28 protein-coding genes are annotated in these 24,297 nt (G+C 64.5%); 13 read left to right on the top strand and 15 right to left on the bottom strand.

Annotated features, from left to right (window positions below; all coding sequences use genetic code 11):
* Positions 1-2 precede the first annotated feature (2 nt).
* The 3 genes from GGQ99_RS13960 to GGQ99_RS13950 are packed head-to-tail and all read left to right on the top strand — an operon-like array spanning position 3 to position 2,956.
* Positions 3-1,673, top strand: coding sequence for a nitrite/sulfite reductase (locus tag GGQ99_RS13960; protein WP_183262999.1), 1,671 nt, complete (start codon positions 3-5; stop codon positions 1,671-1,673).
* Positions 1,648-2,406 carry a phosphoadenylyl-sulfate reductase gene (locus GGQ99_RS13955; protein ID WP_183262998.1) on the top strand — a complete coding sequence of 253 codons (759 nt, stop codon included), beginning with the start codon at positions 1,648-1,650 and terminating at the stop codon, positions 2,404-2,406. The genes GGQ99_RS13960 and GGQ99_RS13955 overlap by 26 nt, the downstream gene beginning before the upstream one ends.
* A gap of 10 nt (positions 2,407-2,416) precedes the next feature.
* On the top strand, positions 2,417-2,956 hold the full coding sequence (locus tag GGQ99_RS13950) for a DUF934 domain-containing protein (RefSeq protein WP_183262997.1): 540 nt from the start codon (positions 2,417-2,419) through the stop codon (positions 2,954-2,956).
* Positions 2,957-2,958: 2 nt separating this feature from the next.
* On the opposite strand, the gene GGQ99_RS13945 is transcribed toward GGQ99_RS13950, so the two are convergent.
* Positions 2,959-3,120 carry a hypothetical protein gene (locus GGQ99_RS13945; RefSeq protein ID WP_246389593.1) on the bottom strand — a complete coding sequence of 54 codons (162 nt, stop codon included), beginning with the start codon at positions 3,118-3,120 and terminating at the stop codon, positions 2,959-2,961.
* A gap of 296 nt (positions 3,121-3,416) precedes the next feature.
* On the opposite strand from GGQ99_RS13945, the gene grpE reads away from it, so the two are divergent.
* From grpE to GGQ99_RS13930, 3 genes are all read left to right on the top strand, one after another.
* Entirely contained in the window at positions 3,417-4,049 is a 633-nt protein-coding gene (gene grpE, locus GGQ99_RS13940) for a nucleotide exchange factor GrpE (RefSeq protein ID WP_108605578.1), read from the top strand.
* 121 nt (positions 4,050-4,170) lie between these two features.
* Positions 4,171-4,803 (top strand): trimeric intracellular cation channel family protein, encoded by a 633-nt coding sequence (locus GGQ99_RS13935; RefSeq protein ID WP_183262996.1) that lies wholly within the window; start codon positions 4,171-4,173, stop codon positions 4,801-4,803.
* A gap of 69 nt (positions 4,804-4,872) precedes the next feature.
* Complete coding sequence (locus GGQ99_RS13930; protein WP_183262995.1) at positions 4,873-6,174, top strand: NAD(P)/FAD-dependent oxidoreductase; 1,302 nt, start codon at positions 4,873-4,875, stop codon at positions 6,172-6,174.
* A gap of 63 nt (positions 6,175-6,237) precedes the next feature.
* Here the strand turns inward: GGQ99_RS13930 and GGQ99_RS13925 are convergent, their stop codons facing one another.
* The 12 genes from GGQ99_RS13925 to sppA all read right to left on the bottom strand — a co-directional run bounded on the left by GGQ99_RS13925 (position 6,238) and on the right by sppA (position 16,832).
* Positions 6,238-6,714: an SRPBCC domain-containing protein gene (locus GGQ99_RS13925; RefSeq protein ID WP_183262994.1), complete on the bottom strand. Its 477-nt coding sequence runs from the start codon at positions 6,712-6,714 to the stop codon at positions 6,238-6,240.
* Between the two features lie 28 nt (positions 6,715-6,742).
* Positions 6,743-7,096, bottom strand: coding sequence for an MmcQ/YjbR family DNA-binding protein (locus GGQ99_RS13920; protein ID WP_183262993.1), 354 nt, complete (start codon positions 7,094-7,096; stop codon positions 6,743-6,745).
* Positions 7,097-7,100: 4 nt separating this feature from the next.
* Positions 7,101-7,982: a l-ornithine N(alpha)-acyltransferase gene (olsB, locus tag GGQ99_RS13915; RefSeq protein ID WP_183262992.1), complete on the bottom strand. Its 882-nt coding sequence runs from the start codon at positions 7,980-7,982 to the stop codon at positions 7,101-7,103.
* A 150-nt stretch (positions 7,983-8,132) separates the two neighbouring features.
* Positions 8,133-10,421 (bottom strand): PAS domain-containing hybrid sensor histidine kinase/response regulator, encoded by a 2,289-nt coding sequence (locus tag GGQ99_RS13910; RefSeq protein ID WP_183262991.1) that lies wholly within the window; start codon positions 10,419-10,421, stop codon positions 8,133-8,135.
* A 91-nt stretch (positions 10,422-10,512) separates the two neighbouring features.
* Complete coding sequence (locus tag GGQ99_RS13905) at positions 10,513-11,211, bottom strand: SH3 domain-containing protein (protein ID WP_159091513.1); 699 nt, start codon at positions 11,209-11,211, stop codon at positions 10,513-10,515.
* 355 nt (positions 11,212-11,566) lie between these two features.
* Complete coding sequence (gene lspA, locus GGQ99_RS13900; RefSeq protein ID WP_108605571.1) at positions 11,567-12,058, bottom strand: signal peptidase II; 492 nt, start codon at positions 12,056-12,058, stop codon at positions 11,567-11,569.
* Between the two features lie 9 nt (positions 12,059-12,067).
* Positions 12,068-12,904 carry a TrmH family RNA methyltransferase gene (locus GGQ99_RS13895; protein WP_108605570.1) on the bottom strand — a complete coding sequence of 279 codons (837 nt, stop codon included), beginning with the start codon at positions 12,902-12,904 and terminating at the stop codon, positions 12,068-12,070.
* Positions 12,901-13,995, bottom strand: a complete 1,095-nt coding sequence (locus GGQ99_RS13890) for an RsmD family RNA methyltransferase (protein WP_183262990.1) — start codon at positions 13,993-13,995, stop codon at positions 12,901-12,903. The genes GGQ99_RS13895 and GGQ99_RS13890 overlap by 4 nt, the downstream gene beginning before the upstream one ends.
* 159 nt (positions 13,996-14,154) lie before the next feature.
* Positions 14,155-15,120, bottom strand: coding sequence for a bifunctional Delta(1)-pyrroline-2-carboxylate/Delta(1)-piperideine-2-carboxylate reductase (gene lhpI, locus GGQ99_RS13885; protein WP_108605568.1), 966 nt, complete (start codon positions 15,118-15,120; stop codon positions 14,155-14,157).
* 39 nt (positions 15,121-15,159) lie between these two features.
* The gene (locus GGQ99_RS13880) at positions 15,160-15,489 is read right to left on the bottom strand and encodes a lipopolysaccharide assembly protein LapA domain-containing protein (RefSeq protein ID WP_108605567.1); all 330 of its coding nucleotides are present in this window, start codon (positions 15,487-15,489) and stop codon (positions 15,160-15,162) included.
* A gap of 41 nt (positions 15,490-15,530) precedes the next feature.
* Positions 15,531-15,815: an integration host factor subunit beta gene (locus GGQ99_RS13875; RefSeq protein ID WP_055981346.1), complete on the bottom strand. Its 285-nt coding sequence runs from the start codon at positions 15,813-15,815 to the stop codon at positions 15,531-15,533.
* A gap of 42 nt (positions 15,816-15,857) precedes the next feature.
* On the bottom strand, positions 15,858-16,832 hold the full coding sequence (gene sppA / locus GGQ99_RS13870; protein ID WP_183262989.1) for a signal peptide peptidase SppA: 975 nt from the start codon (positions 16,830-16,832) through the stop codon (positions 15,858-15,860).
* A gap of 267 nt (positions 16,833-17,099) precedes the next feature.
* Between sppA and lptC the strand changes: the two genes are divergently transcribed.
* The 6 genes from lptC to ptsN all read left to right on the top strand — a co-directional run bounded on the left by lptC (position 17,100) and on the right by ptsN (position 22,325).
* A complete protein-coding gene (gene lptC, locus GGQ99_RS13865; RefSeq protein WP_108605565.1) occupies positions 17,100-17,819 on the top strand; it encodes an LPS export ABC transporter periplasmic protein LptC in 720 nt (239 codons plus the stop codon).
* Positions 17,788-18,369, top strand: a complete 582-nt coding sequence (locus GGQ99_RS13860; protein ID WP_183262988.1) for an LptA/OstA family protein — start codon at positions 17,788-17,790, stop codon at positions 18,367-18,369. The genes lptC and GGQ99_RS13860 overlap by 32 nt, the downstream gene beginning before the upstream one ends.
* Positions 18,370-18,440: 71 nt before the next feature.
* Positions 18,441-19,190: an LPS export ABC transporter ATP-binding protein gene (lptB, locus tag GGQ99_RS13855; RefSeq protein ID WP_246389600.1), complete on the top strand. Its 750-nt coding sequence runs from the start codon at positions 18,441-18,443 to the stop codon at positions 19,188-19,190.
* A gap of 204 nt (positions 19,191-19,394) precedes the next feature.
* Complete coding sequence (gene rpoN, locus GGQ99_RS13850; protein WP_183262987.1) at positions 19,395-20,930, top strand: RNA polymerase factor sigma-54; 1,536 nt, start codon at positions 19,395-19,397, stop codon at positions 20,928-20,930.
* A gap of 280 nt (positions 20,931-21,210) precedes the next feature.
* A complete protein-coding gene (gene hpf / locus GGQ99_RS13845) occupies positions 21,211-21,795 on the top strand; it encodes a ribosome hibernation-promoting factor, HPF/YfiA family (protein WP_108605561.1) in 585 nt (194 codons plus the stop codon).
* A gap of 65 nt (positions 21,796-21,860) precedes the next feature.
* Positions 21,861-22,325 carry a PTS IIA-like nitrogen regulatory protein PtsN gene (ptsN, locus tag GGQ99_RS13840; protein WP_108605560.1) on the top strand — a complete coding sequence of 155 codons (465 nt, stop codon included), beginning with the start codon at positions 21,861-21,863 and terminating at the stop codon, positions 22,323-22,325.
* 97 nt (positions 22,326-22,422) lie between these two features.
* Here the strand turns inward: ptsN and GGQ99_RS13835 are convergent, their stop codons facing one another.
* The gene (locus GGQ99_RS13835) at positions 22,423-22,680 is read right to left on the bottom strand and encodes a BQ00720 family protein (protein WP_183262986.1); all 258 of its coding nucleotides are present in this window, start codon (positions 22,678-22,680) and stop codon (positions 22,423-22,425) included.
* Positions 22,681-22,742: 62 nt separating this feature from the next.
* Positions 22,743-23,168 carry an Hsp20 family protein gene (locus GGQ99_RS13830; RefSeq protein ID WP_108605558.1) on the bottom strand — a complete coding sequence of 142 codons (426 nt, stop codon included), beginning with the start codon at positions 23,166-23,168 and terminating at the stop codon, positions 22,743-22,745.
* A gap of 129 nt (positions 23,169-23,297) precedes the next feature.
* On the opposite strand from GGQ99_RS13830, the gene GGQ99_RS13825 reads away from it, so the two are divergent.
* Positions 23,298-24,239, top strand: coding sequence for a nucleoside hydrolase (locus tag GGQ99_RS13825; RefSeq protein WP_183262985.1), 942 nt, complete (start codon positions 23,298-23,300; stop codon positions 24,237-24,239).
* The last annotated feature ends 58 nt before the right edge of the window (positions 24,240-24,297 follow it).

Here is a 24,297-nt window from a genome sequence, read left to right as displayed (position 1 = left end):
CCATGTACCGTTACGACGAGTTCGACCATGATTTCGTGAAGGCCCGCGTCGCCGAATTCAGCGACCAGGTCGAGCGCCGCCTTGGTGGCGAGATCACCGAGGATCAGTTCCGGCCGCTGCGCCTGATGAACGGCGTCTATCTCCAGCTCCACGCCTACATGCTGCGCATCGCCGTGCCCTACGGCACGTTGAACTCGAAGCAGATGCGCATGCTCGGCCACGTCGCCCGCAAATACGACAAGGGCTACGGCCACTTCACCACGCGCCAGAACATCCAGTTCAACTGGCCGGCCCTGTCGGATATTCCGGCGATCCTCGCCGACCTCGCTTCGGTCGAGATGCACGCCATCCAGACCTCGGGCAACTGCATCCGCAACGTCACCGCCGACCACTTCGCCGGCGCTGCCGCCGACGAGGTTGCCGATCCGCGTCCCTATGCCGAGATCCTGCGCCAGTGGTCGTCGGTGCATCCGGAGTTCTCGTACCTGCCGCGCAAGTTCAAGATCGCGGTGACCGGTGCCGAGCGCGACCGCGCCGCCATCCAGACCCACGACATCGGCCTGCATCTCAAAAAAAACGACAAGGGCGAGCTTGGCTTCGCCGTCTATATCGGCGGCGGCCAGGGCCGTACGCCGATGGTCGCCAGGAAGATCCGCGACTTCCTGCCGGAGGAACACCTGCTGTCCTACACCACGGCGATCCTGCGCGTGTACAACCTGCACGGCCGCCGTGACAACAAGTACAAGGCGCGCATCAAGATCCTGGTCCACGAGACCGGCGTCGACGAGATCACGCGTCAGGTCGACGCCGAATGGCAGGCGCTGAAGGACGGCGAGCTCAAGCTGCCGGAAGCCGATGTCGCTGCGATCCAGGCCTATTTCGCGCCGCCGGCACTGGCGGCGCGGCCCGAGGGCGACGAAGCTGTCAAGCTGGCGCGGCTCGATTCCAAGAGTTTCGGCGACTGGATCGACCAGAACGTCTTCACCCACCGCAATCCTGATTATGCTGCCGTCACGATTTCGCTCAAGGGCATCGGCGAGGTGCCGGGCGACGCCACCGACAGCCAGATGGAGGCCGTCGCCGACATCGCCGAGAGGTACGGCTTCGACGAGATCCGCGTCAGCCACGAGCAGAACCTGATCCTGCCGCATGTCGCCCGCGCCGACCTCAAGGCGGTCTACGACGCGCTGGTGGCGATCGAGCTTGCCACCGCGAATTCGAACCTGATCAGCGACATCATCGCCTGCCCGGGCCTCGACTATTGCGCGCTGGCCAATGCCCGTTCGATCCCGGTAGCACAGGAAATCTCGAAGCGCTTCGCCTCGCTCGAGCGCCAGCGCGACATTGGCGAACTGAAGCTCAAGATCTCCGGCTGCATCAACGCCTGCGGCCACCACCATGTCGGCCATATCGGCATTCTCGGCGTCGAAAAGAAGGGCGCGGAGCTCTACCAGGTGACGCTCGGCGGTTCGGCCGACGAACATACGTCGGTCGGCGAGATCATCGGCCGCGGCTTCGGCCCGGAAGAGATCACCGACGCCATCGAGACGATCGTCGAGACCTATCTTGCGATCCGGCTCGACCGGTCGGAAAAGTTCCTCGACGCCTATCGCCGCATTGGCCCGGCGCCGTTCAAGGAGGCGCTTTATGCTAGCGAAGCCAAGGCAGCCTGACGCCGACATCGAAGCGCAGGTTCTGGCCGAAGCCGCATCGCTCGACGCGCTCTACGGCAATCTCTCGCCGCTGGAGATCATCGAGCGCACGGCCGTCGACCGCTTTGCCGGCGAAATTGCCGCCGTTTCCTCGTTCGGCGCGGATTCGGCGGTGCTGCTGCACCTGATCTCCGAAGTCGATCGCAACCTGCCGGTGATCTTCCTCGATACCGGCAAGCATTTCGGCGAAACGCTCGACTATCGCGACGCGCTGGCCGCCGATTTCGGCCTGACCGACATCCGGGTCATAACCCCCGACGAGGCGGCCCTGGCGCGCATCGACCCGACCGGCAATCTGCACCAGACCAGCACTGACGCCTGCTGCGACGTGCGCAAGGTCGAGCCGATGGCCCGCGGCGTCGAGCCCTTCAGTGCCTGGTTCACCGGCCGCAAGCGGTTCCAGGCGTCGACGCGCGCGGCCTTGCCGGTGATCGAGCAGATCGGCCCGCGCTTTCGCATCAATCCGCTGGCGCGCTGGACGACCTCGGATCTCGCTGACTACATGCGCAAGCATGCCTTGCGCGAGAACCCGCTGGTCGCCTACGGTTACCTGTCGATAGGCTGCTTCCCGTGCACCCAGCCGGTCAAGCCCGGCGAGGATGCCCGCAGCGGGCGCTGGGCAGGCCAGGGCAAGACCGAATGTGGTATACATCTCTCCGGCCTCGAACAGTCGCTGACCGACGCATCCCTCTAGGAATTCTGCAATGACCGACGTGACACCGGAGACCAAGACCCGCCTCTGGACCCCGGAGGGTTTCCGCGACGACGGCTGGATCCATGCCGAGGATGCCGGTGCCCTGGCCGGCAACAGCCGGGTCATCCTGTCGCTGCCCGCCTTCCTCGAACTCGATCCCCAGCAACGCGAGGCCGCCAAGGAGCGCCTTGGCGTGCTGCTGCAGCCGGGTGACCAGTTGGAGTCGATCGTGGACCTGCTCGACCAGCTGTCGCTGGTGGCGCTTGCCTTTCCGGCCTTCAACGACGGACGTTCCTTCTCGAAGGCCGAACTGCTGCGCAGCCGCCACGGCTTCGATGGTGCCGTTCGTGCGACCGGCCAGGTATTGATTGATCAGTTGCCGCATATGCTGAGGGTGGGCTTCGACGAGTTCGAGGTGTCGCATCCGGTGCTGCTGAAGCGGCTTGAAGCGGGGCAGGTCGGCGGCTTGCCGCTGCACTATCAGCCCGCGACGAAGCCGGCGGACAAGGGTGCCGGCTATTCATGGCGACGGGTGCAGGCCAAAGCCTGAATCTAGGGTTTTGGATGAGGTTGCGTCCGCTCAGCCGCTTCCAGCCTGTCGAGCAGGCGGCGAAGCTTTTGTGGCAGATCGTCCTCAGCCTGGAATGCCGGCAACGCTTCCAGAACGCGCAGATTGCTTTCCGTGGCCAGTTCGCCTCGGATGTTGGTCGCCAACTTGGCTGTTGCGATTTTGTCGATGCGTCTGCTCGGCATGGCAAAGGACCTGTTCCTTCCTCGGCAAAACTCCTGCCAAATGCAAATGGTTCCCAAATCGATCGCCCGCCATGGCAATGGTCGGCCTCTATGGTAAAACTTGAATTAACATTGAAGTATGGGGGCTTGCCGGACCGCCGCTCGGGGCGGCGAAAGGGCGCGGCATCGCGCCCGGCGGCCCTTGCCCCTTGATTTTTGGCCCCCGAACCTCGATATCGGGCGCAACTTCCAACGTATCCGAATAACGGGAATTGGCGATGAGCGACCAGGCAAAAGACGAACGCGCGCCCGACGAGACGGCGGCTGTCGAGGCCCAGGCCGAAAAGATCGAGGGCGGCGTCGATGGCGATTATGAAGCCGTCGTGCGGCTGCTGAAAGAAAACGAGGAACTGAAGGACCGCGCCCTGCGCACGGTTGCCGAGATGGAGAACCTGCGCCGCCGCACCGCGCGCGACGTTCAGGATGCCCGTGCCTATTCGGTGGCCAACTTCGCCCGCGACATGCTTTCGGTTTCCGACAATCTGCGCCGCGCCATCGAAGCGGTTTCCGACGAGGCCAAGGCTGCCGGCGGCGCTGGACTTGCAAGCCTCATCGAAGGCGTCGAGGTGACCGAGCGTGCGATGCTCACGGCCCTGGAACGCCATGGCGTGCGCAAGCTCGACCCGCAGGGCGAGAAGTTCGATCCCAATTTCCACCAGGCGATGTTCGAGGTGCCGAACCCCGACGTGCCGGCCAATACGGTCGTGCAGGTCGTGCAGTCCGGCTACACCATCGGTGATCGCGTGCTGCGTCCGGCCATGGTCGGTGTCGCCAAGGGCGGCCCCAAGCATGTCGCCGAGGCTCCGGCGGAGCCCGGCCCGGTCAACGAGCAGGCCGAGAAGGACGCGTAGGCAGCGAATAGCGAATAGGGAGTAGCGAATAGGGAATTGGCGGGTAATGTGGCTGTAAAGCCGGGGTGCCTGCAATGTTCTTCTTTTATTCGCTACTCACTACTGCCTATTCGCTCCCTTCATGAATCCGCTGCTCTACCTCGACTATGCCGGCGTGGCGGTGTTTGCCGCCACGGGCGCGCTTGCCGCCTCGCGCAAAGAGCTCGATGTCATCGGCTTCCTGTTCCTGGCGAGTTTCACCGGAATCGGCGGCGGAACGGTCCGCGACGTCATCCTTGGCTTGCCGGTGTTCTGGGTGGTCAACCCGGCCTATGTGCTGGTCTGCGCCGCGATCGCGGTCCTTGTCTTCTTCACCGCCCATCTCGTCGAATCCCGCTACAAGCTGCTGCTCTGGCTCGATGCCCTGGGCATGGCCGCCTATGCCGCCATCGGTGCGGCGAAGGGCCTGGAAGCCACCGGCTCGCCGACGGTTGCCATCATCATGGGCATGCTGACGGCGACCTTTGGCGGCATCCTGCGCGACCTGCTCGCCGGCGAGCCGTCGGTCCTGCTCAAGCCCGAGATCTATGTCTCGGCGGCGATGGCGGGGGCAGGCATCTACACGCTGGCCGAGCTCGCCGACCTGCCGCCCGAGGTGTCGGCGGTCGTCGCCTTTGTCGCCGCCTTCATGGTGCGTGGCGGTGCGCTGAAATTCGGCTGGACCTTCCCGGCCTATCGCAGCCGCCCCGGGCGGAGGCCGGAAGACATTCCCTGAGCCGCGGACCTATATACCTGTCAGGAAAGCCGGTCTTACTATGTCTCGGCAAGGCAGAGGAAAGAAACGATGCAGCATCGGGTTGTGGTCGTCGGCGCCGGATTCGGCGGCCTGGAAGTCGTCAAGGACCTGGCCGGCGCGCTTGTCGGCATCACCCTCATCGACCGGCGCAACCATCACCTGTTTCAGCCTCTGCTCTATCAGGTGGCCACCGCCTCGCTGGCGACATCGGAGATCGCCTGGCCGATCCGCTCGCTGGTGCGGGACAGGCCCGAGATTACGACGGTGCTGGCGAATGTGACGGGCGTCGATGCCGCGCGCCGGCACGTGTTGCTCCAGGACGGCAAGACGGTGCCCTACGACACGCTGGTGCTGGCGACCGGCGCCCGCCACGCCTATTTCGGCCATGACGAATGGGAGCCTTTCGCCCTTGGCCTGAAGACCCTCGAGGATGCAACGACCATCCGGCGGCGCATCCTGATGGCGTTCGAGCAGGCCGAGCGCGAGACCGACCCAACCAGGCAGGCGGCGTTGCTGACCTTCGTCATCGTCGGCGCCGGTCCAACCGGCGTGGAAATGGCCGGAACGATCGCCGAGCTGGCGCGGGACACGCTGCGGCGGGAGTTTCGCAACATCGACACCGCCAGGGCCCGCGTCGTGCTGATCGAGGCCGGACCGCGGGTGCTGGCAGGCTTTCCCGACGATCTCTCGGACTACGCCCTTCGTTCGCTGCGCAAGCTCGGCGTCGAGGTCGAGCTCGGTCGCGCGGTTTCTGACTGCACGGCTGACAGCGTCGCCTATGGCGACGTTCGCCTGGCCACCAGAACCATCATCTGGGCCGCCGGCGTGCGCGCCTCGCCCGCCGCCGAGTGGCTGGATGCGCCGGCCGACAGGGCAGGGCGCCTCGAGGTGATGCCCGACCTGACGGTGCCCGGTCATCCCGACATTTTCGCCATTGGCGACGTGGTGACGGTGGCAGGCCCGACCGGCAAGCCCGTTCCGGGCATTGCGCCTGCCGCCAAGCAGGAGGGCAAGCATGTCGCCGGCATCATCAAGGCACGGCTGGGCGGCAAGACCGAGCCAATGCCGTTTCGCTATCGCCACCAGGGAAGCCTTGCCCAGATCGGCAAACGGCGCGCGGTGATCGACTTCGGTCGCATCAAGCTGCGCGGCGCATTGGCGTGGTGGTTATGGGGTGCCGCCCATATCTACTTCCTCATCGGCTCGCGCGCCCGGTTGAGTGTGGCAATCAACTGGCTCTGGATTCATGCCCGCAACCAGCGTAGCGCACGGCTGATCACCCAGGGCGAGGCCGCCGACCTGTCGCTCGCCAAGCAGGCCGAGCCGCCAGCGCCCGGCCGGATCAGGTGAAACTGCCCACGCCGATCTTGAACCACGCCTCAAGTGCCACAGTTTGCCAGCCGGGTTCCCGTCCTACGTTTCGGTGAAAGCGGCGAGGTTTTCGAGCGAAGAGGCGATGCCCTCGCGATGGTCGTCCTCGCCGATTCCCGGCGGCACATCCTCGCACCGGACAGTGACTTTTGTGCCGCCTTTGACGGGCTCCAGCAGGGTGATGATCCGCATGCTCCCGGCAAAGGCGGGGTCATCCGATTCGAACGCGATGAGCTCGACGACGTGGCTGTTGGGCACCAGCTCGACGAAGCGGCCCTCGAAGACGTCGGCGCTGTCGGTGGTCTTGCCGTGCGAACCGGCACCTTCGTAGATGAAAGCCATGCGAAAGGTGCCGTCTTGGCGGGGTTCGAAGGCCAGGATTTCGGCCCGCATGCCCTTTGGCGGACGCCAGCTTGCCACGGCTTCCGGGTCCACCAGCGCGCGATAGATAACCTCGGGCGGAGCCTTGATGATCCTTGACCCGATATCGGTCCGCCGGGTCTCCCGGGTATTCGTCATCCTTCGTCCCCTCCGTCTCCCCGGCCGTTCAGGCCGTCGCTTGCCGTGCCTTGACCAGGCTTTTGGGCGCCTGCATCAGCCAGGCGCGTTCAAGCCGTGTCCTCAACTGATCGAGCGGGATGTCGTGCACGCGGACCAGCATTGCCGGCCAGCCCTTGTAGTGGGCGGTCTCGAAATAGAGATGCGGATCGGCCTCCATCAGCATCTCCTTCTCTTCCAGCGCACACATCACCGCGACCGTGTCGGCATCCTTGACGCGGCAGAGGAATTTCTTGCGGACGTGAAGAGACGGCGTGCCGTAGGACGTGCCCTCAACCACCTCCGCCAGCCCCTCGGCCGCTGCGCGCAGCTTGTCGAAGGCGGGCTGGAGGTTGTCGGCCATGATGCTAAGCGGCGAAGCGCTGCGTTTCACCGCCATAGTAATTGATGTAGCGGGTGCCGATTTCCTTGACCGGCATGACGACAAAGACGTCGACGGTGCCGAAATCATGGTCGATGACGCAGCCGTCGCCGATCTTGGCGCCGACGCGCAGATAGCCCTTGACCAGCGGCGGCATGGCCGTGATCGCCGCCTTGGCATTGACCGCCTCGATCGGCATCAGGTCCATCTGGCAATAGCGCCCGGCGACCGCGCGCACGTCCCAGTCGGCGCTGGTGCGGCAGTGATGGGCGAGATAGGTCAGCGCCTCGGCATGTGCCGCCGGCACCGTGCCGTGGAACGAGGCGCAGCCGGTCATGACGTCGATGTCGTAACGGTTGAGATAGGCCCAGATGCCCTGCCACAACGCCTCGATGGTCCGCTTCGAGCGGTATTCCGGCAGCACGCAGGAGCGGCCGAGTTCCAGGAAGCGCTGGCCGGGATGGCGGGCGATCAGCTTGTTGAGCTCGAATTCGTCGTCGGAGTAGAAGCCGCCGGCTTCAGTAGCGCGTTCCTGGCGCAACAGGCGGTAGGTGCCGACGATACGGCGATGCTCGGGGCCGTTGATCGAGGTGTCGAAGACGAGAAGATGGTCGCAAATGTCGTCGAACCGGTCGGCATCGCGTCGGTCGATCGAGTGCAGCGCCTGCTTCCTTGCACCGAGTTCGTCGAAGAACACGCGATAGCGCACTTCCTGGGCCGCCGCGATCTCTGATTCGTTGCGGGCGAGGCGAACCTCCAGTGTTCCGATCCGTCCGAGCGGCGCTTCAGGCAACAGAGGTTTGGAAGGCACGGTCACCTTGGCGCCATTGGCTTTCTGAGTGTCACTGTCCGGCAAGGCTGTATGCACGGGTGATTCTCCTTCGAGCCATCCCTCCTGGCGCGGGGATACGGTGTCGGTGCTACAGGATTGTGACAGTATCGTGATCGACCCGCCCGGGCAAGACTTGGTCGGGCGGCAAGAGAGCCTAGCCGGCTAGGAAAATCAGGCAGTTGTAGTTCAGGCTGCCGCCCGTTGCTCGACAAGGTTGATCAGTACGTCGGGGTCGAGTGGCTTGGTGACAAAGCCACTGGCGCCATGGGCAAGCACTGCATGGCGGGTCTTTTCCTGGCTGTCGGCCGACAGGACGAGGATCGGCACCGCGGCAAGGCCATGCTGTTCTTCATGCCTGCGGATGGCCGAAATCGCGTCCAGCCCGTCCATCACCGGCATGTGCATGTCCATCAGCACGACGTCATAGCGGCGCTTGCGGGCGGCCCCTGTCACGGCTTCGACGGCGGCCTTGCCGTTGCTGACGACGTCGACCCGGTGACCCGCCTTCAACAATGCCGCACGGGCCAGCATGGCATTGATCTCGTTATCTTCGGCGATCAGCACCGAAAGCCCCTGCAGGTGGCGGCTCGCAGCCGGCTTTGCCGCGGCGCGGCGGCTCGTCGGCTGCGGCTGCAGTCCATTCTGGTTCGCCAAGAGCACACGGAGCAAGGTCTCGGCGCGCACCGGCCTGGCAAGGAAGGTCGAGTAGCCGCTGGCGCGCAATTCGCCCAGCAGGCCGCGGTCGGTAGGCGCAATCAGCGTCACGGCCTCGCTCGCCGCGAAGCCGTTCTCGCGCAATTGCCTGAGCACCCGGCCGTCGTTTTCTTCCATCGCCGCATCGACGAGGATCGCATTGCAGCCGTCGGAAATGGCGGCTGCCTGCTCCGGGGTGACGACGACATTGGCGCGACCGCCATGGGCGCGGATGGTGTCGGCGATCGCTTCGGCCTCGGTGGCGTTCCTGGACAGGATCACGGCGCAGCGGCCGGCCAGGACATCGGTTTTGGCCGGCGTTCCGTCGGTGGCGCCATAGGCGGGCAGGTCGAAGAAGAACTCCGAGCCTTCGCCGGGCATGCTCCTGGCGGCGATGGTGCCGCCCATCGACATGACCAGCCGCTTGGAGATGGCAAGACCGAGGCCGGCGCCGCCATGCGAGCGGGTGGAGGTGCCGTCGCCCTGCTCGAACTCCTCGAAGATGCGTTCCATGTCCTCGGCGCGCAGGCCGGCGCCGGTGTCGGTGACGGTGAAGCGGATCCTGCCGGGGTGTTCGTCGCCGGTCCGCTCGACCGTGAGGCGCACGCCCCCGGCGTCGGTGAACTTGATGGCGTTGCCGATCAGGTTGAGCAGCACCTGGCGCACGCGGCCGGGATCGGCGGTGATCATCTGCGGCACGTCGGGTGCGACGTGGCAGCCAAGGCCGATGCCCTTGCCGTAGGCGCGCGCGGCCAGCAGTTCGACCACGTTGTCGGCGATCTCGCGCGGCGACATCGGCTGCGGCTCTGGGTCGAACCGGCCGGCCTCGATCTTGGAATAGTCGAGCAGGTCCTCGATCAGCGCGAGCAGGGCGCTTGCCGATGTCGAGATTGCGCCGACATAGGTGCGCTGCTCGGGCGAAAGCTCGGTGTCGTGAAGCAGCTTCGCCATGCCCATGATTCCGTTCATCGGCGTACGGATTTCGTGGCTGACGGTGGCGAGGAAGCGTGACTTGGCCTGGCTCGCATATTCGGCGCGCTCGCGTGCGCTGATCAGCGCCGTTTCGGCGCGCTTGCGGGCGGTGATGTCGCGGGCGATGGCCCGGTGCGACACGGCGTTGCTGGTCTTGTCGCGCACCGACAGCTCGATCCACGAGAACCAGCGCACCATGCCCGCCGAGCGGATGCCGACATCGGTCGAGCTCAGGCACTCCCCCTCCGAGAAGGCGGCATCCGGCACCACGCCGACATCGACGCCGATTTCAGACAGGGTGCGGCCGGCGAGGTCGCGCTGGTCCTGCCCGATAAGCTCGGCGAACACCTTGTTGGCGTAGACGATGCGGCCGTCGCGGTCGCGGTGCACAACCAGGTCGCCGAGCGCGTCGATGAGACCGCGGAAACGCTCCTCGCTTTCCTGCAACTCCCACATGCGGTCGGCGAGCGTTTCGATCTCGGCGCGGCTGCGCGAGGCGTTTTCGCTGATCGCTTCCGCGGCACGTTCACGCTCGCCCAGGCTACGGGCGAGCAGCACCAGACCGCTGAGGCCGGCCGCAAGCAGGCCGATGCTGATGAACGCTGGCGCACCAGTCAGGTGGGAAAGGCCGGCAAGGACGAGCACGGCGACCAGGGTGGTGAAGTAGAGGCCGCGCGGCGGCTCCTTCAGCAGTTCCGGCGCCAGCGGTGGCGGCGAGATGATGCGACGGTGCGACATCGCGGCGCCGGCGCCGATATCGGCGGCACCTTGCGTCGTCGTTCCTTCCGCGGTCTCGGACTCCGTCATCATGGCGGAATGCTAGCGCGGAGAGCTTAGGGAAGATTTGGGCGGATAGTTCGAATTTTAGCGGTCGCGCGCTTTTTGGCTGTAATCGTGAGAACTACTGGACGTAGCTCTTGTAGACGTAGCCGCGCTTGCCGTTGAAAACGATTTCGCACCATTGCGTGCACGAGACCACTTCGACGGCGGTCTTGGCGGGTATGACGCCCAGGACCGCGCCACCTTTCTGGGGCTTGGCGCGCATGTTCACCGAGCGTTTGACCGTGCCGCCGCGCGTGCCCTCGGTGGTCTTTATCTCGGCCTGGAGCGCCTTGACGGCTGAGGTCTCGCCGGGATCGGTCTCGGCGTGGGTTTCGGCCAGCGCGAGTGGTGCGGTTTCGCTGAGATCCCTTGCGATCACCTTTTCGGCGCCGGGGATTGCCGGCATCGCCTCGAGCGGCTGGGTCGCGCCTGCGGCCACGACCTGCGCCCAGCGCGGATCGGCCGCCAGCGGCATGTCGGACGCTTCCGACGCGGACGCTTCCGAAACCAGGATCGAACTGCGCGAGGTGGCAACCCGCTCCTTGCGGCCGGTTGGTTCGGCTGTAATGGTTGTGATCTTTTCTTTTGCCGGCTCGGCAGCGGCCTGCTGGATCTCCTGCACCGCGTCGACGGACTGCTGGCCCATATGCGGGAGGATGAACAATGCAGAGACGGCGGTGACGCTCATGAGCGCGGTCATGGCCAGGACGCCGCAGACCAGGCCACGGTTAGGCGCGTTCTCGCGCCACGAGGCGGTCTCGGTCTTTGTGAACATCATAGCGGAGCGCGGCTGATTCGCTGCGCCCAACCCGAAGGGCATTTTCACAAGCAACTCTCCACTCAGGCCCCAAGCGCTCGCAATATCGAGCGTCCCCACCTGTCGTTTCGACCCGCAAATCTTCGCCACGTGGCCGCAAGACAGTTTAGGCGGTGCCTTTCGGCCCGTCCGCCGAACGCACCATGATCACCGATTGTGGCAGAGCTTGGACCCGATTGCGACCTTCGTCAAAAAATTCTTAACCGCTAAATGAAGTCTGTGGGAAAATTCCGTCTAACTTCACGTAGAGATAACTGAACGTAAGACAACTTGATCCGGCCCGGATTCGGTCCGGATTGGCGGTGCGACGGCAGAATTAATCGTCGGATGGGGCCGCCTGGTGGCGGCTGCGCCGCCACGCCAGGAACTCGTCGAGCACGACCAGTGCTGCGCCGACCGAGATGAAAACGTCGGCAAGATTGAAGATGGCGAACGACCACACTGGCGTGTGGAACAGGATGTAGTCGATGACGTGGCCGTAGACGGTGCGGTCGATCAGATTGCCCAGCGCCCCGCCGACGATCAGCGCGAAACCGAAGCGGGATATGATCTGCGCCGGGGTCGTGCGGATGGCCAGGTAGCTCACAAAGGCGATGACGATGCCGGTCAGCACGATGAGGCCGGTATCGCCGACGTTTGAGAACATCGAAAAGGCGATGCCGGTATTGTAGGTGCGGTAGAGCGCCAGGAACGGCAGCACGTCCACTTTCTCGTGCATGACGAGCATGGTCTCGACGAGCAGCTTGATCCACTGGTCGAGTGCGACGGCGAGTATCGTCACGAGCCCATAGAATGCGGCTGGCTTCACATGGGGCTCCTAAAGCTTCAGGGCGTTGCGCCGGATCTCGAACAGCATGACGCCGGTGGCCACCGCCAGGTTGAGCGAATCGGCGCGGCCCGCCTGCGGGATGCGCAGCAGCTTGTCGCAGCCATTGGCCAGATTGTCGGGCAGGCCCTGCTGCTCGTTGCCCATCATCAGGAGCACCGGGCGGTTGCCGAAATCGACGGAACGATAGTCGACCGCGCCCTTGAGGTGTGTGCCGGCGACGGTGCCGGGGAAATCCTTGCGCCAGGCGAGGAAGCCCTCGGGGGTGGTCTTGGCGACCGGCACGGCAAAGATCGACCCCATCGTCGCGCGCACGGTTTCGAGCGAGAACGGGTCGGTGGTTTCGCCGACCAGGATCACGCCCTTGGCGCCGACGGCATCGACGGTGCGGATGACGGTGCCGAGATTTCCCGGGTCGCGGACCCGGTCCAGCGCCACCCAGACGTCATTGCTGTGCGGGCGAATGTCCTTGAGCGGCACGAAGCGCTGCGTGAACACGCCGACCACCGCCTGCGGATTGTCGCGCCGGGTGATCGCCGTAAGCACCTTTTCGGAGACCTCGAGCACGTCGCCGCCCAAGGCGACGGTGCGCGCCGCGACTTTCTCGACGGCCTGGTTGCCCAGCGCCGACTTGGCGAAGATCAGCGTCTTGATCGTCCAGCCGAGATCGAGCGCGTCGATGACCAGCTTCAGGCCTTCGGCCATGAAGGCGTTCTGCTGGTCGCGGAATTTCTTGAGCGCCAGGGCCTTGATGTCCTTGACCAGCGGATTGGCCAGGCTCGTCACTTCCTTGACGCGGCCGGGCGCCCCGGTGCGGTGTTCGCTCATTGGGCTACCCAGCGCGAGAAAAGCGATGTGGACAGGGCTCGGCCGGCCGACTTCTCGCGGATGACCAGTTCGCCCGATTCGATGGTGCCGCCCATGCCGGCGAAGGTGTCGCGCATCAGGGCATGGATGGCGAAGAACGAGGCGCGGATCGAATAGGCCGTCAGCACCACTGCCAGCGGCTTCGGCGTCAGGATCGAGCGGCAGATGTCGGTCATGGCGGGCAAGCTCTCGAACAGTTGCCACACCTCGCCCTTGGGGCCGCGGCCATAGGCCGGCGGATCGAACAGGATGATGTCGTAGCGGCTGCCGCGGCGCTCCTCGCGCTCGACGAATTTCATCGCGTCCTCGCAGATCCAGCGGATCGGCTTGTTGGCGAGGCCTGCCATCTCCTGGTTCTCGCGGGCCCAGCCGATGGCCTTCTTGGAGGCGTCGACATGGGTGACTTCGGCGCCGGCGCGTGCCGCGACCAGCGAGGCCACACCGGTGTAGCCGAACAGGTTGAGCACCTTGACCGGGCGTTTGGCGTCCTCGATCAACCGCGCCATGTGGTCCCAGTGCCTCGCCTGCTCGGGAAACACGCCGACATGGCGGAACGAGGTGAAGCGGCCCTGATAGTGCAGTCCGTCATGGCGCATCGGCCAGGTCTCGCCGAGCGGTGCCTTCGGGAAACGCCAGCGGCCAAGGCCTTCTTCGTCGGTGTCGCCGGTGAAGACGGCGTCGGCGCGCTCCCATTCCTTGGCCGGCAGTGCGCGCTGCCAGATAGCCTGGCCCTCGGGCCGGACGATGCGATAGGGGCCGTATTGTTCGAGCTTCTCGCCGTCGCCGCTGTCGAGCAGGGCATAATCGTCGTTGGGCGCGACTTCGAGGATCAGCGGCAGGCGTTCGGCCGGCAAGGCGCCTTCGCGGCGCACCAGCTTGCGCGGTTCCGCCTTCGGCTCCGGCTGATGGTCCTGTCTTGGAGCCAGGCGCTGCTGCTCCGGCTTGCGCTCCGGCTGCCGTTCGACGCGGTCGCGCGCCTGCGCGGGTGCGGCACTGCCCTTGCGGGAGGGCTGCGGGCGGCTGTCGCGGCGTTTGTCACGCGGGTGCTTCAAGGAAAAATCTCTCCGGACGGTTGGCCGCTTTTGACACAGGGCACCGCACGCCGCAACCTGACGGGAGGTCGCGCGCCCGGACAGGACGATTTCCGGCAGGGCCGTAGCTGCGCGTTCTGCAGCAGAAAGCCAGCTACGTGATCGCCAGGGTTCGCGGGGCTATGCCTTAAGCGCCTTATAGACGGCGATGCCGGCGGCGAGGTCCTCGAGTGCGGCGCCCACTGACTTGAACAAGGTGATCTCGTCCGCCGACTGGCGGGCGGGCTTCTGGTCGCGGGCGAGTTCGTGCAGGTCGGCGACGATGTCGTCGGCCTTGAGCACGCCTGCGGCAATCGGCTGGACGATGTCGCCGGCTTCCTTGGTGGCGCCGGCGCGGGTGTCGACATAGACACGGGCCTTGGCGATTGCGTCGTCGTCGGCCTCGCGCATGCCCGGCGTGAAGCCGCCGACGAGGTCGACATGCGCTCCCGGCTTGAGCTTGGCGCCCTTGACCAACGGCACCGTCGAGATCGTGCCGGCGGTGATGATGTCGGCCCATCCGAGCTCGGCGTCGAGATCCGATACGGCTTTCGCCTCAAAACCGTCGCCGCGCAGCGAGGCGGCAAGCTTCTCGGCGTTGGCAAGTGTCCGGTTCCAGACGCGGATCTCCTTGACCGGCCGCACCGCGGCATGGGCGCGGGCAAGGAACTGGCACTGCGCGCCGGCGCCGATCACCAGCAGCTTCGAGGCATCCTCGCGCGCCAGGTAGCTTGCTGCCAGCGCCGAGGCGCAGGCCGTGCGCCATTGCGTCAGGCGCGGACCATCCATCAGCGCCTGCGGTTCGCCGGTGACCCCGTCGAGCAGCAGGTAGAGCCCGACCACGGCGGGCTTGGCGATGTCGTTGTTGTCGGGCGAGACGGTGACGATCTTGACGCCGATATGGCCCTCGGCGGCAGCGCCCGCAGCCTTGAAGTCGGTCCAGGCGGGCATCAGCAGCAGCGTCGAATCGGTGCCTTGGGCACGCTCGACGGTGTGATGGTGGCGCACCGGCTGCACCGCGCCCTCGCGGAAGGCGGTGCGCAATGTCTCGACCAATCCGGGAAAGGTCAGCGCCCGGTCGATGTCGCCGGCCGAAAAGTGCAGCATGGAATTCTCCTTGAAAAGGCGCTCACGCGCCGGAGCGGATCAGTTGGGGCGCGGCAGGGCCGGGCCTTGAGCAACCGGAGGCCGCTGGGCCGCTGCCTGGCGCAGGCTTTCGGCTTCGAGACCGCGCTGGCGCGCCACCTTGCGGTAGCGGCCCTGCTTGAACCAGGTCACCGCGCCGCCGAGGATGACGCCGAGCGCCAACGCCAGGAACAGCAGCACGAACAGCGGTGCCTGAACCGTCAGCGCCGGGTTGCCCGGGTTGAACGGATCGAGCGTGAAGGCGGTAGGGGCGCGGTTGGCCACGGCGAGTGCGATGAGCACGATCGCCACCGGCACGAACACCACGATGAGCATGAAGCGATTGAACATGAATCTTCCCGTTTGAGCCCCCGGGGCGGCCGCACGCCGGCCTATTTCGCCGAGTTCAGCCGCTCGCGCAGCTCCTTGCCGGTCTTGAAGAACGGCACCCACTTTTCCTCGACCTCGACGGATTCGCCGGTGCGCGGGTTGCGGCCGGTGCGGGCCGGACGGTTCTTGACCGAGAACGCACCGAAGCCGCGCAGTTCGACACGGTTGCCGTCGGCCAGCGCATCGGTGATTTCGTCGAAGATGGCGCTGACGATGTTCTCGACATCCCGCAGGAAAAGATGCGGATTGCGTGTCGCAATGATTTGCACCAGTTCAGACTTGATCATGAGCGCGGTCCCCGTCGAAATTATGATGATTTTGCTTGTTTTTCAGTCGCCTGACACGGCTTTTTCAGCCTGCCAGAGCGACAGCATACCGTCAAGGAACAAGCGTTCCGCGCCCATTTCCCTGAGCAGTTCGGCGGAGAAGTCGCCGACGCCGAGCGTGCGGCCCAGCGCCTGCGCCAGTGCGCGCGGCAGGAACATGCTGCCGCTGCCTGCCGGCTTCCATTCGACCACCGACAGCTTGGCGTCGACACCCTTGGTGCCGAGCCATGCGATGGCCTGGTCTTCGCCGCCGACCTCGTCGATCAGCTTCTTGGCAAGCGCCTGGCGTCCGGTGAATACCGAACCGTCGGCGAGCGCGGTGGCTTCCGCCTTCGACATCGAACGGCGCTCGGCGACGATGCCGACGAACCAGTCGTAGCTGTCGAGGATCATGTTGCGCATCATCGCGCGTTCTTCCTCGGTCGTCGGGTTGAAGGGCGAGGGTTCGGCCTTCAGCGGCGACGACTTCACTTCTTCCAGCTTGATGCCGAGCTTGTCCATGAGGCCGGTCAGGTCGGGAAACTGTACGAGCACGCCGATCGAGCCGACGATCGACGACTTTCGCGCGACGATGTGGTCGGAAGCCGAGGCGATCATGTAGCCGGCCGATGCTGCCAGCGTACCGACCTGGGCGACGACAGGCTTTTCGGCGGCCAGCTTGCGAACGGCATCGAAGATCGCCTCGCCGCCGGCGGTGGTGCCTCCGGGCGAATCGATCGACAGGATCACGCCCTTGACCGAACTGGACTTGCGCACCTGGTCGAGCCGGTCGAGCAGGTCCTCGTCCTCGGTGATGGTGCCTTCGATCCTGACCTTGGCGATATGATCGCTGGCCACACCGGGAATTCTCTCGCCGGCAAGCCATGTCGAGAGGCCGACAATGGCCAGTCCGGCGATGAGGAAGGCTGCGATACGCCAGAAAGTGAGCTTGCGCCGCAACCGGCGTCGGTCGATCAGATCGTCGGCTTTCATGGACATTGCGGGCCTCGCATGCTGTGCAAGCCTGCGCTTTTATCGCAACGGTTTGGCGAGAGCCACCGCTTTCCTGACGCAGCTGCCGTTGCGGGACCTTGGATTTGTAAGGTAAATAGCCATATTCGGGTTTGCATTTCGGCAGCCGGATGCGCGTCTATTGCGCGTCCGGCCGCAACTCTTTGACCTTATGGTCATATTTTTGTGGCTTTCATCCGTTTCACCGTGCCGGCCTGAAGGCGGCCTGGAATAGTTCGAAGAAGGACATTTGCGTTGGCGCGACCAATCGAGACGAGCGGCGGCGGAAGCGGCGTTGCGGTGGACACCGCGATCGCGCTTGCGACGTCGCGCGCCGATGCCTTCGATCTTGCCGCGCGCCATTCGCGCCGGGTCCGCGTCCTCAAGCGCGCCTTGCCGGCAGCCGCGGTGGCGCTTGCCGTCCTGTTCGGCGGCTATTCCTATCTTGCCGCACCGCCCTCCCTCCAGGTCAAGGCCGAAGGAGCCGCCTTCTCGGAGGGCAAGCTGGTGATGGCCAAGCCCCAGCTCAGCGGTTTCACCCGGGACAATCTGCCCTATTCGATGACAGCCGAGCGCGCGGTTCAGGATCCGGCCAACCAGGGCGTCGTCGAATTGCATGGCATTGACGCCAATCTGCCGCTCTCCGCAGACAACGTCGCCGAGGTCGATGCGGCACGCGGCGTCTACGACCGCGTAGGCAATACGCTCAACCTGACCGAACAAGTAACCGTAACGACCAGCGACGGCATGGTCGCCAAGCTTAAATCGGCGTATCTCGACATGGGCAGCGGTGCGATGAAGACCGACGAACCGGTCGAAATAACCCTTGACGGTTCGAAGATCACGTCCGATTCGATGTCGATGCTTGAGAACGGCAAGGTGGTCGTCTTCGAGAAGCGTGTGCGCATGGACATTGATCCGGCGCGAATGAAGGCGGCACAGAATGGCAGCGGAGGCGGGAGTGCGGCAAATTAGGTCTTGGCGGTCATTGGCCGCCCTAGCATGCGCAGGGGTGGCGCTTGGCGTGACGGGTGCTTACGCCCAGGACAGCCAGAGCAGGCTTTCGGGCCTCAAGCTGTCGGGCGACCAGCCGATCCAGATCGAGAGCGACAAGCTTGAGGTCCGCGAATCGGAGAATCTGGCGATCTTCACCGGCAATGTCAGCGTCACCCAGGGCCCGACGGTGATGAAGTCGGGCAAGATGACCGTCTACTACGCCAAGGATGGCGGCTCGGCGGCCACCGGTTCGGCCAACATCGATCGGCTCGAAGTCGATGACAAGGTCTATGTGAAGTCCGACAAGCAGGTTGCCACCGGCGATCGCGGCACCTTCGACATGAAGACCGAGGTGCTGGTGATGTCGGGCAAGGAAGTCGTCCTGTCCGAAGGCGACAACGTGCTCGTCGGCTGCAAGCTCACCGTCCAGATGAAGACCGGTCTCGCCCAGGTCGATGGCTGCAACAAGGGCACCAAGGGCAACGGCCGCGTCATGATGTCGATCACGCCGGGTTCGCAGAAGAAATAATGACGGAGGCATCCCCGCTGTTGTCGCGTCTGAAGCCTGGCTCGGCGCAGGAACTCGCCGCGCCCGCGACGATGGGCAGTGCCAGGAACGGCAAGTTCAAGGGCACCCTGATCGCCAAGGGCCTGACCAAGAGCTACAAGGGCAGGCAGGTGGTGTCGGGCGTGACGCTGGGCGTGCGTGCCGGCGAAGCCGTCGGCCTGCTCGGCCCCAACGGCGCCGGCAAGACGACCTGCTTCTACATGGTCACCGGCCTCGTGCCGGTCGACCAGGGCACCATCGAGATCGACGGTTTCGACGTCACGCAGATGCCGATGTATCGCCGTGCGCGCCTCGGCATCGGCTACCTGCCGCAGGAAGCCTCGATTTTCCGCGGCCTTTCGGTCGAAAACAACATCCGCGCCATTCTCGAAGTGGTCGAGAAGAGCCGCAAGGAGCGCGAGAAGTCGCTCGATGCGCTGCTCGAGGAATTCCACATCAGCCACCTGCGCAAGGCCCCGGCGATCGCCCTTTCGGGCGGCGAGCGGCGGCGGCTCGAGATTGCGCGGGCTCTCGCCAGCCGGCCTAACTACATGCTGCTCGACGAGCCCTTTGCCGGCATCGACCCGATCGCCGTCGCCGACATCCAGCAGCTCGTCCGCCACCTGACCAAGCGCGGCATCGGCGTCCTGATCACCGACCACAACGTCCGCGAGACGCTCGGCCTCATCGACCGCGCCTATATCATCCATGCCGGCGAGGTGCTGACCCATGGCCGCGCGGACGAAGTCGTCGCCAATCCCGACGTCCGCCGCCTCTATCTCGGCGAGGGTTTTACCCTCTAGCTGGCGATTGCACAGCCTGCGCGCGAACCGGGCAGCGGTTTGTTGCCATTGCGTGTCTGCTTGGCATGCCGAGGGTGTCCTGCGCTGCAAATAGCGTCGGCGAAGCCCCAATCTGCTTGACATGCAAAAGCTGGGCCAGTTCTATCTCGCTGGTAGGCGTGCCGGTTTTCGGCCGTCCTGGGTCGGGATCGGTTACCTCAGATAATGGCGCTGTCGGCAAAACTACAGCTACGGCAGTCGCAGTCCCTGGTGATGACGCCCCAGCTGATGCAGTCGATCCGGCTGCTGCAGTTCACCCACACCGAGCTTGAGCGATTCATCGACGACGAGATCGAGCGCAATCCGCTGTTGGAACGCGCCGAAGCGCCCGAAGACGCGCCCGGCGACCAGTTTCCCAAGATTGAAACGCAAGGCGAGGCCAACGCTGCGCCGAGCGACGACTGGTTCGAAGGCGAGGCCGGCTGGAGTTCCGAGGCCATCTCCGAAAAGCTCGACACTTCGCTCGAGAACCTGTTTCCCGACGATCCCGGTGCCGTCGAGCGAATGGGCCCGGACCTTGCCATGCAGTGGAAGTCGGCCTCCGCCGGTTCCAGCTCCGGCGGCTCGTCCGAAGGCTTCGACATGGAGGATATGGCCGCTGCAGCAGTGACACTGCGCGATCATGTCGGCGAGCAGATTTCATTCGCCTTTGTCGATCCGGCGGAGCGGCTGGTCGCTTCCGAATTAACCGACTGGCTCGACGAGGCGGGCTACTTCCGAGGCGAGCCTGTCGAGATCGCCGGGCGGTTCGGTGTCGACGAGGCCTTTGTTCTCAAGGTGCTTGCCAGTTGCCAGGGCCTCGATCCGGCTGGCCTGTTTGCGCGCGATCTTGCCGAGTGCCTGCGCATCCAGCTTGGGCGCCGCGACCGCCTCGATCCGGCGATGGCGGCACTGGTCGACAATCTCGAACTGCTGGCCAAGCGCGATTTCCAGAGCCTCAAGCGCATCTGCGGCGTCGACGAGGAGGATCTGCTCGCCATGCTGGCCGAGATCCGTGCCCTCGACCCCAGGCCGGGCGGCGGCTTTGTCGGAGGTGCAGCCGACACCATCGTGCCCGACGTCGAGGTGCGCCAGGCCGCCGACGGCAGCTGGGCCGTCGAGCTCAATCCGGAGACGTTGCCGCGCGTCCTGGTCGACCAGGTCTATTTCGCCGAGGTGACGGGCCGCACCAAGGACCAGGGCGAGCGCAACTTCCTCTCCGAGTGCCTGCAGAATGCCAACTGGCTGACGCGCAGCCTCGACCAGCGCGCCAAGACCATCCTCAAGGTCGCCGCCGAGATCGTCCGCCAGCAGGACGCCTTCCTCGTCCATGGCGTGCGCCATCTCAGGCCTGTCAACCTGCGCACGGTCGCCGACGCCATCGGCATGCATGAATCGACGGTCAGCCGCGTCACGGCCAACAAATACATGCTGACGACGCGCGGCGTCTTCGAACTGCGCTACTTCTTCACCGCCTCGATCGCGTCTGCCGAGGGCGGCGACGCCCACTCTTCAGAGGCAGTCAGGGACCGGATTCGACAGATGATCGAGGAGGAGCAGGCCGCTGACGTGCTTTCGGACGATGCCATTGTGGATATCTTGAAGAAAAGTGGCGTCGACATCGCTCGCCGCACCGTCGCAAAATATCGTGAGGGCATGAACATCGCCTCGTCGGTGCAGCGCCGGCGCGAAAAGCGCGCTATAGCAGGTACCGCGAACTAGCCGCAAAGCGGTGTATTTGGGCCGATCCGGGCCCTTGATTGACAATCCCTAATGAAGTGTCTAGAAGCCCGCCCGCATGAAGAGGGCTAAGCCCGCCAAGGAAAGATGCGGCACAGGATGGCTTGCGACACGAGCCAGCGGCTGCCGGGTGGTGGCCCAAGATCAGCCGACAGGTTCGGACTTAAATTCGGTGTGGCAAGCGAGGCAACGCTTGTTTGCATCGGCCACGGGTATAAACTCGGACCAGTTTGAAGTCTGAACAGAAAAGGTCAGTTTTCAGATGAGCCTGCGTATTTCAGGAAAGCACATGGATGTCGGCGATGCGTTTCGTGCGCGCATCGAAGGACGTATCGGCGAAGCGATCGGCAAATATTTCGATCGTGGATTTTCCGGACACGTCAACGTCGTGAAGGCCGGCTCGCGCTACACCGCCGATTGCGTGGTGCGGCTCGATTCGGGCATGTCGTTGCAAGCGACCGGAGACGCCCAGGAACCGACTGCCGCGTTCGACGCGGCGGCCGACAAGCTCGAAACCCGCTTGAGGCGCTACAAGCGCCGGCTCAAGTCACACAATATGGGTGCAGGCAACGGCGAGTTGACCGACATTGCCTACTCGGTGGTGGCAGCCCTCGTCGATGACGACGAAGACGTGCCCGAGGATTTCGCACCCGCCATCGTCGCCGAATCGACGATGGTACTGAAGACCATGTCGGTGGCTTCTGCGGTCATCGAGCTCGACACCAAGGACAGCCCCGTTGTGGTCTTCCGCAATGCCGGCAACGAGCAACTCAACATCGTCTACCGCCGGTCTGATGGAAACATCGGCTGGATAGATCCCTCGACCGCAAAGGTCGCTCAGGGATAGTCGCCGCCGACCGCATGTGGGGATTTGGGGTAATGCGGCGATGAGCACAGCAAGGGAATTTCAGCATGGATCTGAGTGATCTGATCGAGGTACCGGCGATCATGCCGGCCTTGAAGGCGAACTCGAAGAAGCAGCTTTTGCAACTTCTCGCCGAAAGGGCCGCAGCGATTTCCGGCATCCCCGAGCGGGAGGTGTTCGACACCATCCTACAGCGCGAGCGTCTTGGCTCGACCGGTGTCGGCAATGGCATCGCCATCCCGCATGGAAAGCTCGCAGGGGTGAAGCGCATTACCGGCGTCTTCGCGCGCTTGGAAACGCCGGTCGATTTCGAGGCGCTGGACGACCAGCCGGTCGATCTCGTCTTTCTGCTTCTGGCTCCTGAAGGCGCCGGTGCCGATCATCTCAAGGCACTGTCGCGCATCGCGCGTGTGCTGCGCGATGCCGACACGGTTGCCAAGATTCGCGGCACCCGCGATTCGTCGGCCATACACGCGCTGCTGTCGGAAACGCCTGCGTCGCACGCCGCCTGATTTCGATTGTTGGAAAAAGCTTGGAAGGGCCGCGTCTTGCGGCCCTTTTCCGTTTCGCCTGTCACATCGGCCTGCCGGGCCGACAACCCCTGCAAGGTTAGTGGATGGCGACGGTCGTCAGATCGTTTTCCATGGCGCCGGCAAGGGCGCGGTCACGGGCATCGGACAGCAGGATCGGCTCGCCATTGGCGGCAAACAGCGCCCACAGCTCAAGGCCGGGATCGATCTGCGTCAGGCCTGGGAAACGGCCGCGCAGGTCGTCGCTGGAAACCTTCCGGAGATAGGCGACGGAGCCTTCGCCGAGATGGGCGAGTTCACCCGTGGTCATGGTGTGTCTCTGGTCAGTATTGGGCATTTTCAGCCTCCTTCTAGCCTGGATGCCATGATGGCCATCCCGCATGAGAGCTTCGGCAGTGTTTATTCTGCTACCGATATGTTTATTTTTCGTACTAGGCGTTCAGCTTCCGGTCGGTCGAGGTCGACCGACAGCAAACCGTTCTTCAGGTCGGCGGCGATAACCCGCATCCCGTCGGCCAGCACGAAGCAGCGTTGGAACTGCCGCGAGGCAATGCCCCGATGCAGGAACTCGCGCTCCTTTTCGTCACCCTGTCGGCCACGCACGATGAGTTGGTTCTCCTCGACGGTGACTTCCAGGTCGTTTTCGGCAAAACCCGCCACCGCCAGCGTGATCCGCAGCCTTTCGCCCCGTTCGTCGGCATCCCGGATGCGTTCGATGTTGTAGGGCGGATAGCTGTCGCCCGACTTGGCAAGGCGCTCCAGCGTCTTTTCCATCGTGTCGAAGCCCAGAAGCAGCGGGCTCGAGAAGGGCGTCATACGGCTCATGTTACAGCTTGTCCTCCGAGAGCGACATAATGCGGAAAAACCCGGATGGCATTTTTCCGACAGTTGTTGATATGGTCCGCCCCGTCGGCAACTTCAAGACTGCAAAAACCTGCCCAACAAGGAAAGAAAATGCCCGTACCGCGCAAGATTATCATCGACACCGACCCCGGTCAGGACGATGCCGTCGCCATATTGCTGGCGCTCGGAAGCCCCGAACTCGATATCCTGGGAATCACCGCTGTTGCCGGCAACGTGCCGCTGAAGCTGACCGAAAAGAATGCCCGCAAGATCTGCGAACTGGCCGGCCGCCCCGACGTCAAGGTCTATTCCGGCGCCATCCGCCCGCTGATCCGCGAACTCGTCACCGCCGAGGAAGTTCATGGCAAGACCGGCCTCAACGGCCCCGACCTGCCCGAACCCACCATGAAGCTGGAGGAGCAGCACGCCGTCGACTATCTGGTCGAGACGCTGATGCGCGAGGAAGCCGGCACCATCACGCTGTGCCCGCTCGGCCCGCTGACCAACATCGCCCTCGCCATGATCCGCGAGCCCAGGATTGCGCCGCGCATCAAGGAAATCGTGCTGATGGGCGGTGGTTTCTTCGAAGGCGGCAACGTCACGCCTTCGGCCGAGTTCAACATTTATGTCGACCCGCACGCCGCCGACGTGGTGTTCCGCTCGGGCGTTCCGATCGTCGTGATGCCGCTCGACGTCACCCACAAGGCGCTGACCACGACCAAGCGCATCGACTCTTTCCGCAAGCTCGGAACCAAGGTCGGCCTTGCCACCGCACAGATGCTTGAATTCTTCGAGCGCTACGACGAAGGCAAATATGGCACCGACGGCGGTCCGCTGCACGATCCGTGCGTCATCGCTTACCTTATCAAGCCTGAGCTGTTCCAGGGCCGCCACTGCAACGTCACCGTCGAGACCGCCTCGGAACTGACCATGGGCATGACCGTCGTCGACTGGTGGGGCGTCACCAAGCGGCCGAAGAACGCCATCGTCATGCGCGACATCGACCATGACGGCTTCTTCGCGCTGCTGGTCGAGCGTCTGGGCAGGCTCTAGCCGTTTTCCCGCTCCGACACGGGCAGGCAAAGCGAAAAGGGGCGGCGCGAGCCGCCCC

The sequence above is a fragment of the Aminobacter niigataensis genome (assembly GCF_014200015.1).
Classification (GTDB): Bacteria; Pseudomonadota; Alphaproteobacteria; order Rhizobiales; family Rhizobiaceae; genus Aminobacter; species Aminobacter niigataensis.
Note: the sequence above shows the minus strand (reverse complement) of the source record. Positions and strands in the feature narration are given on the sequence as shown.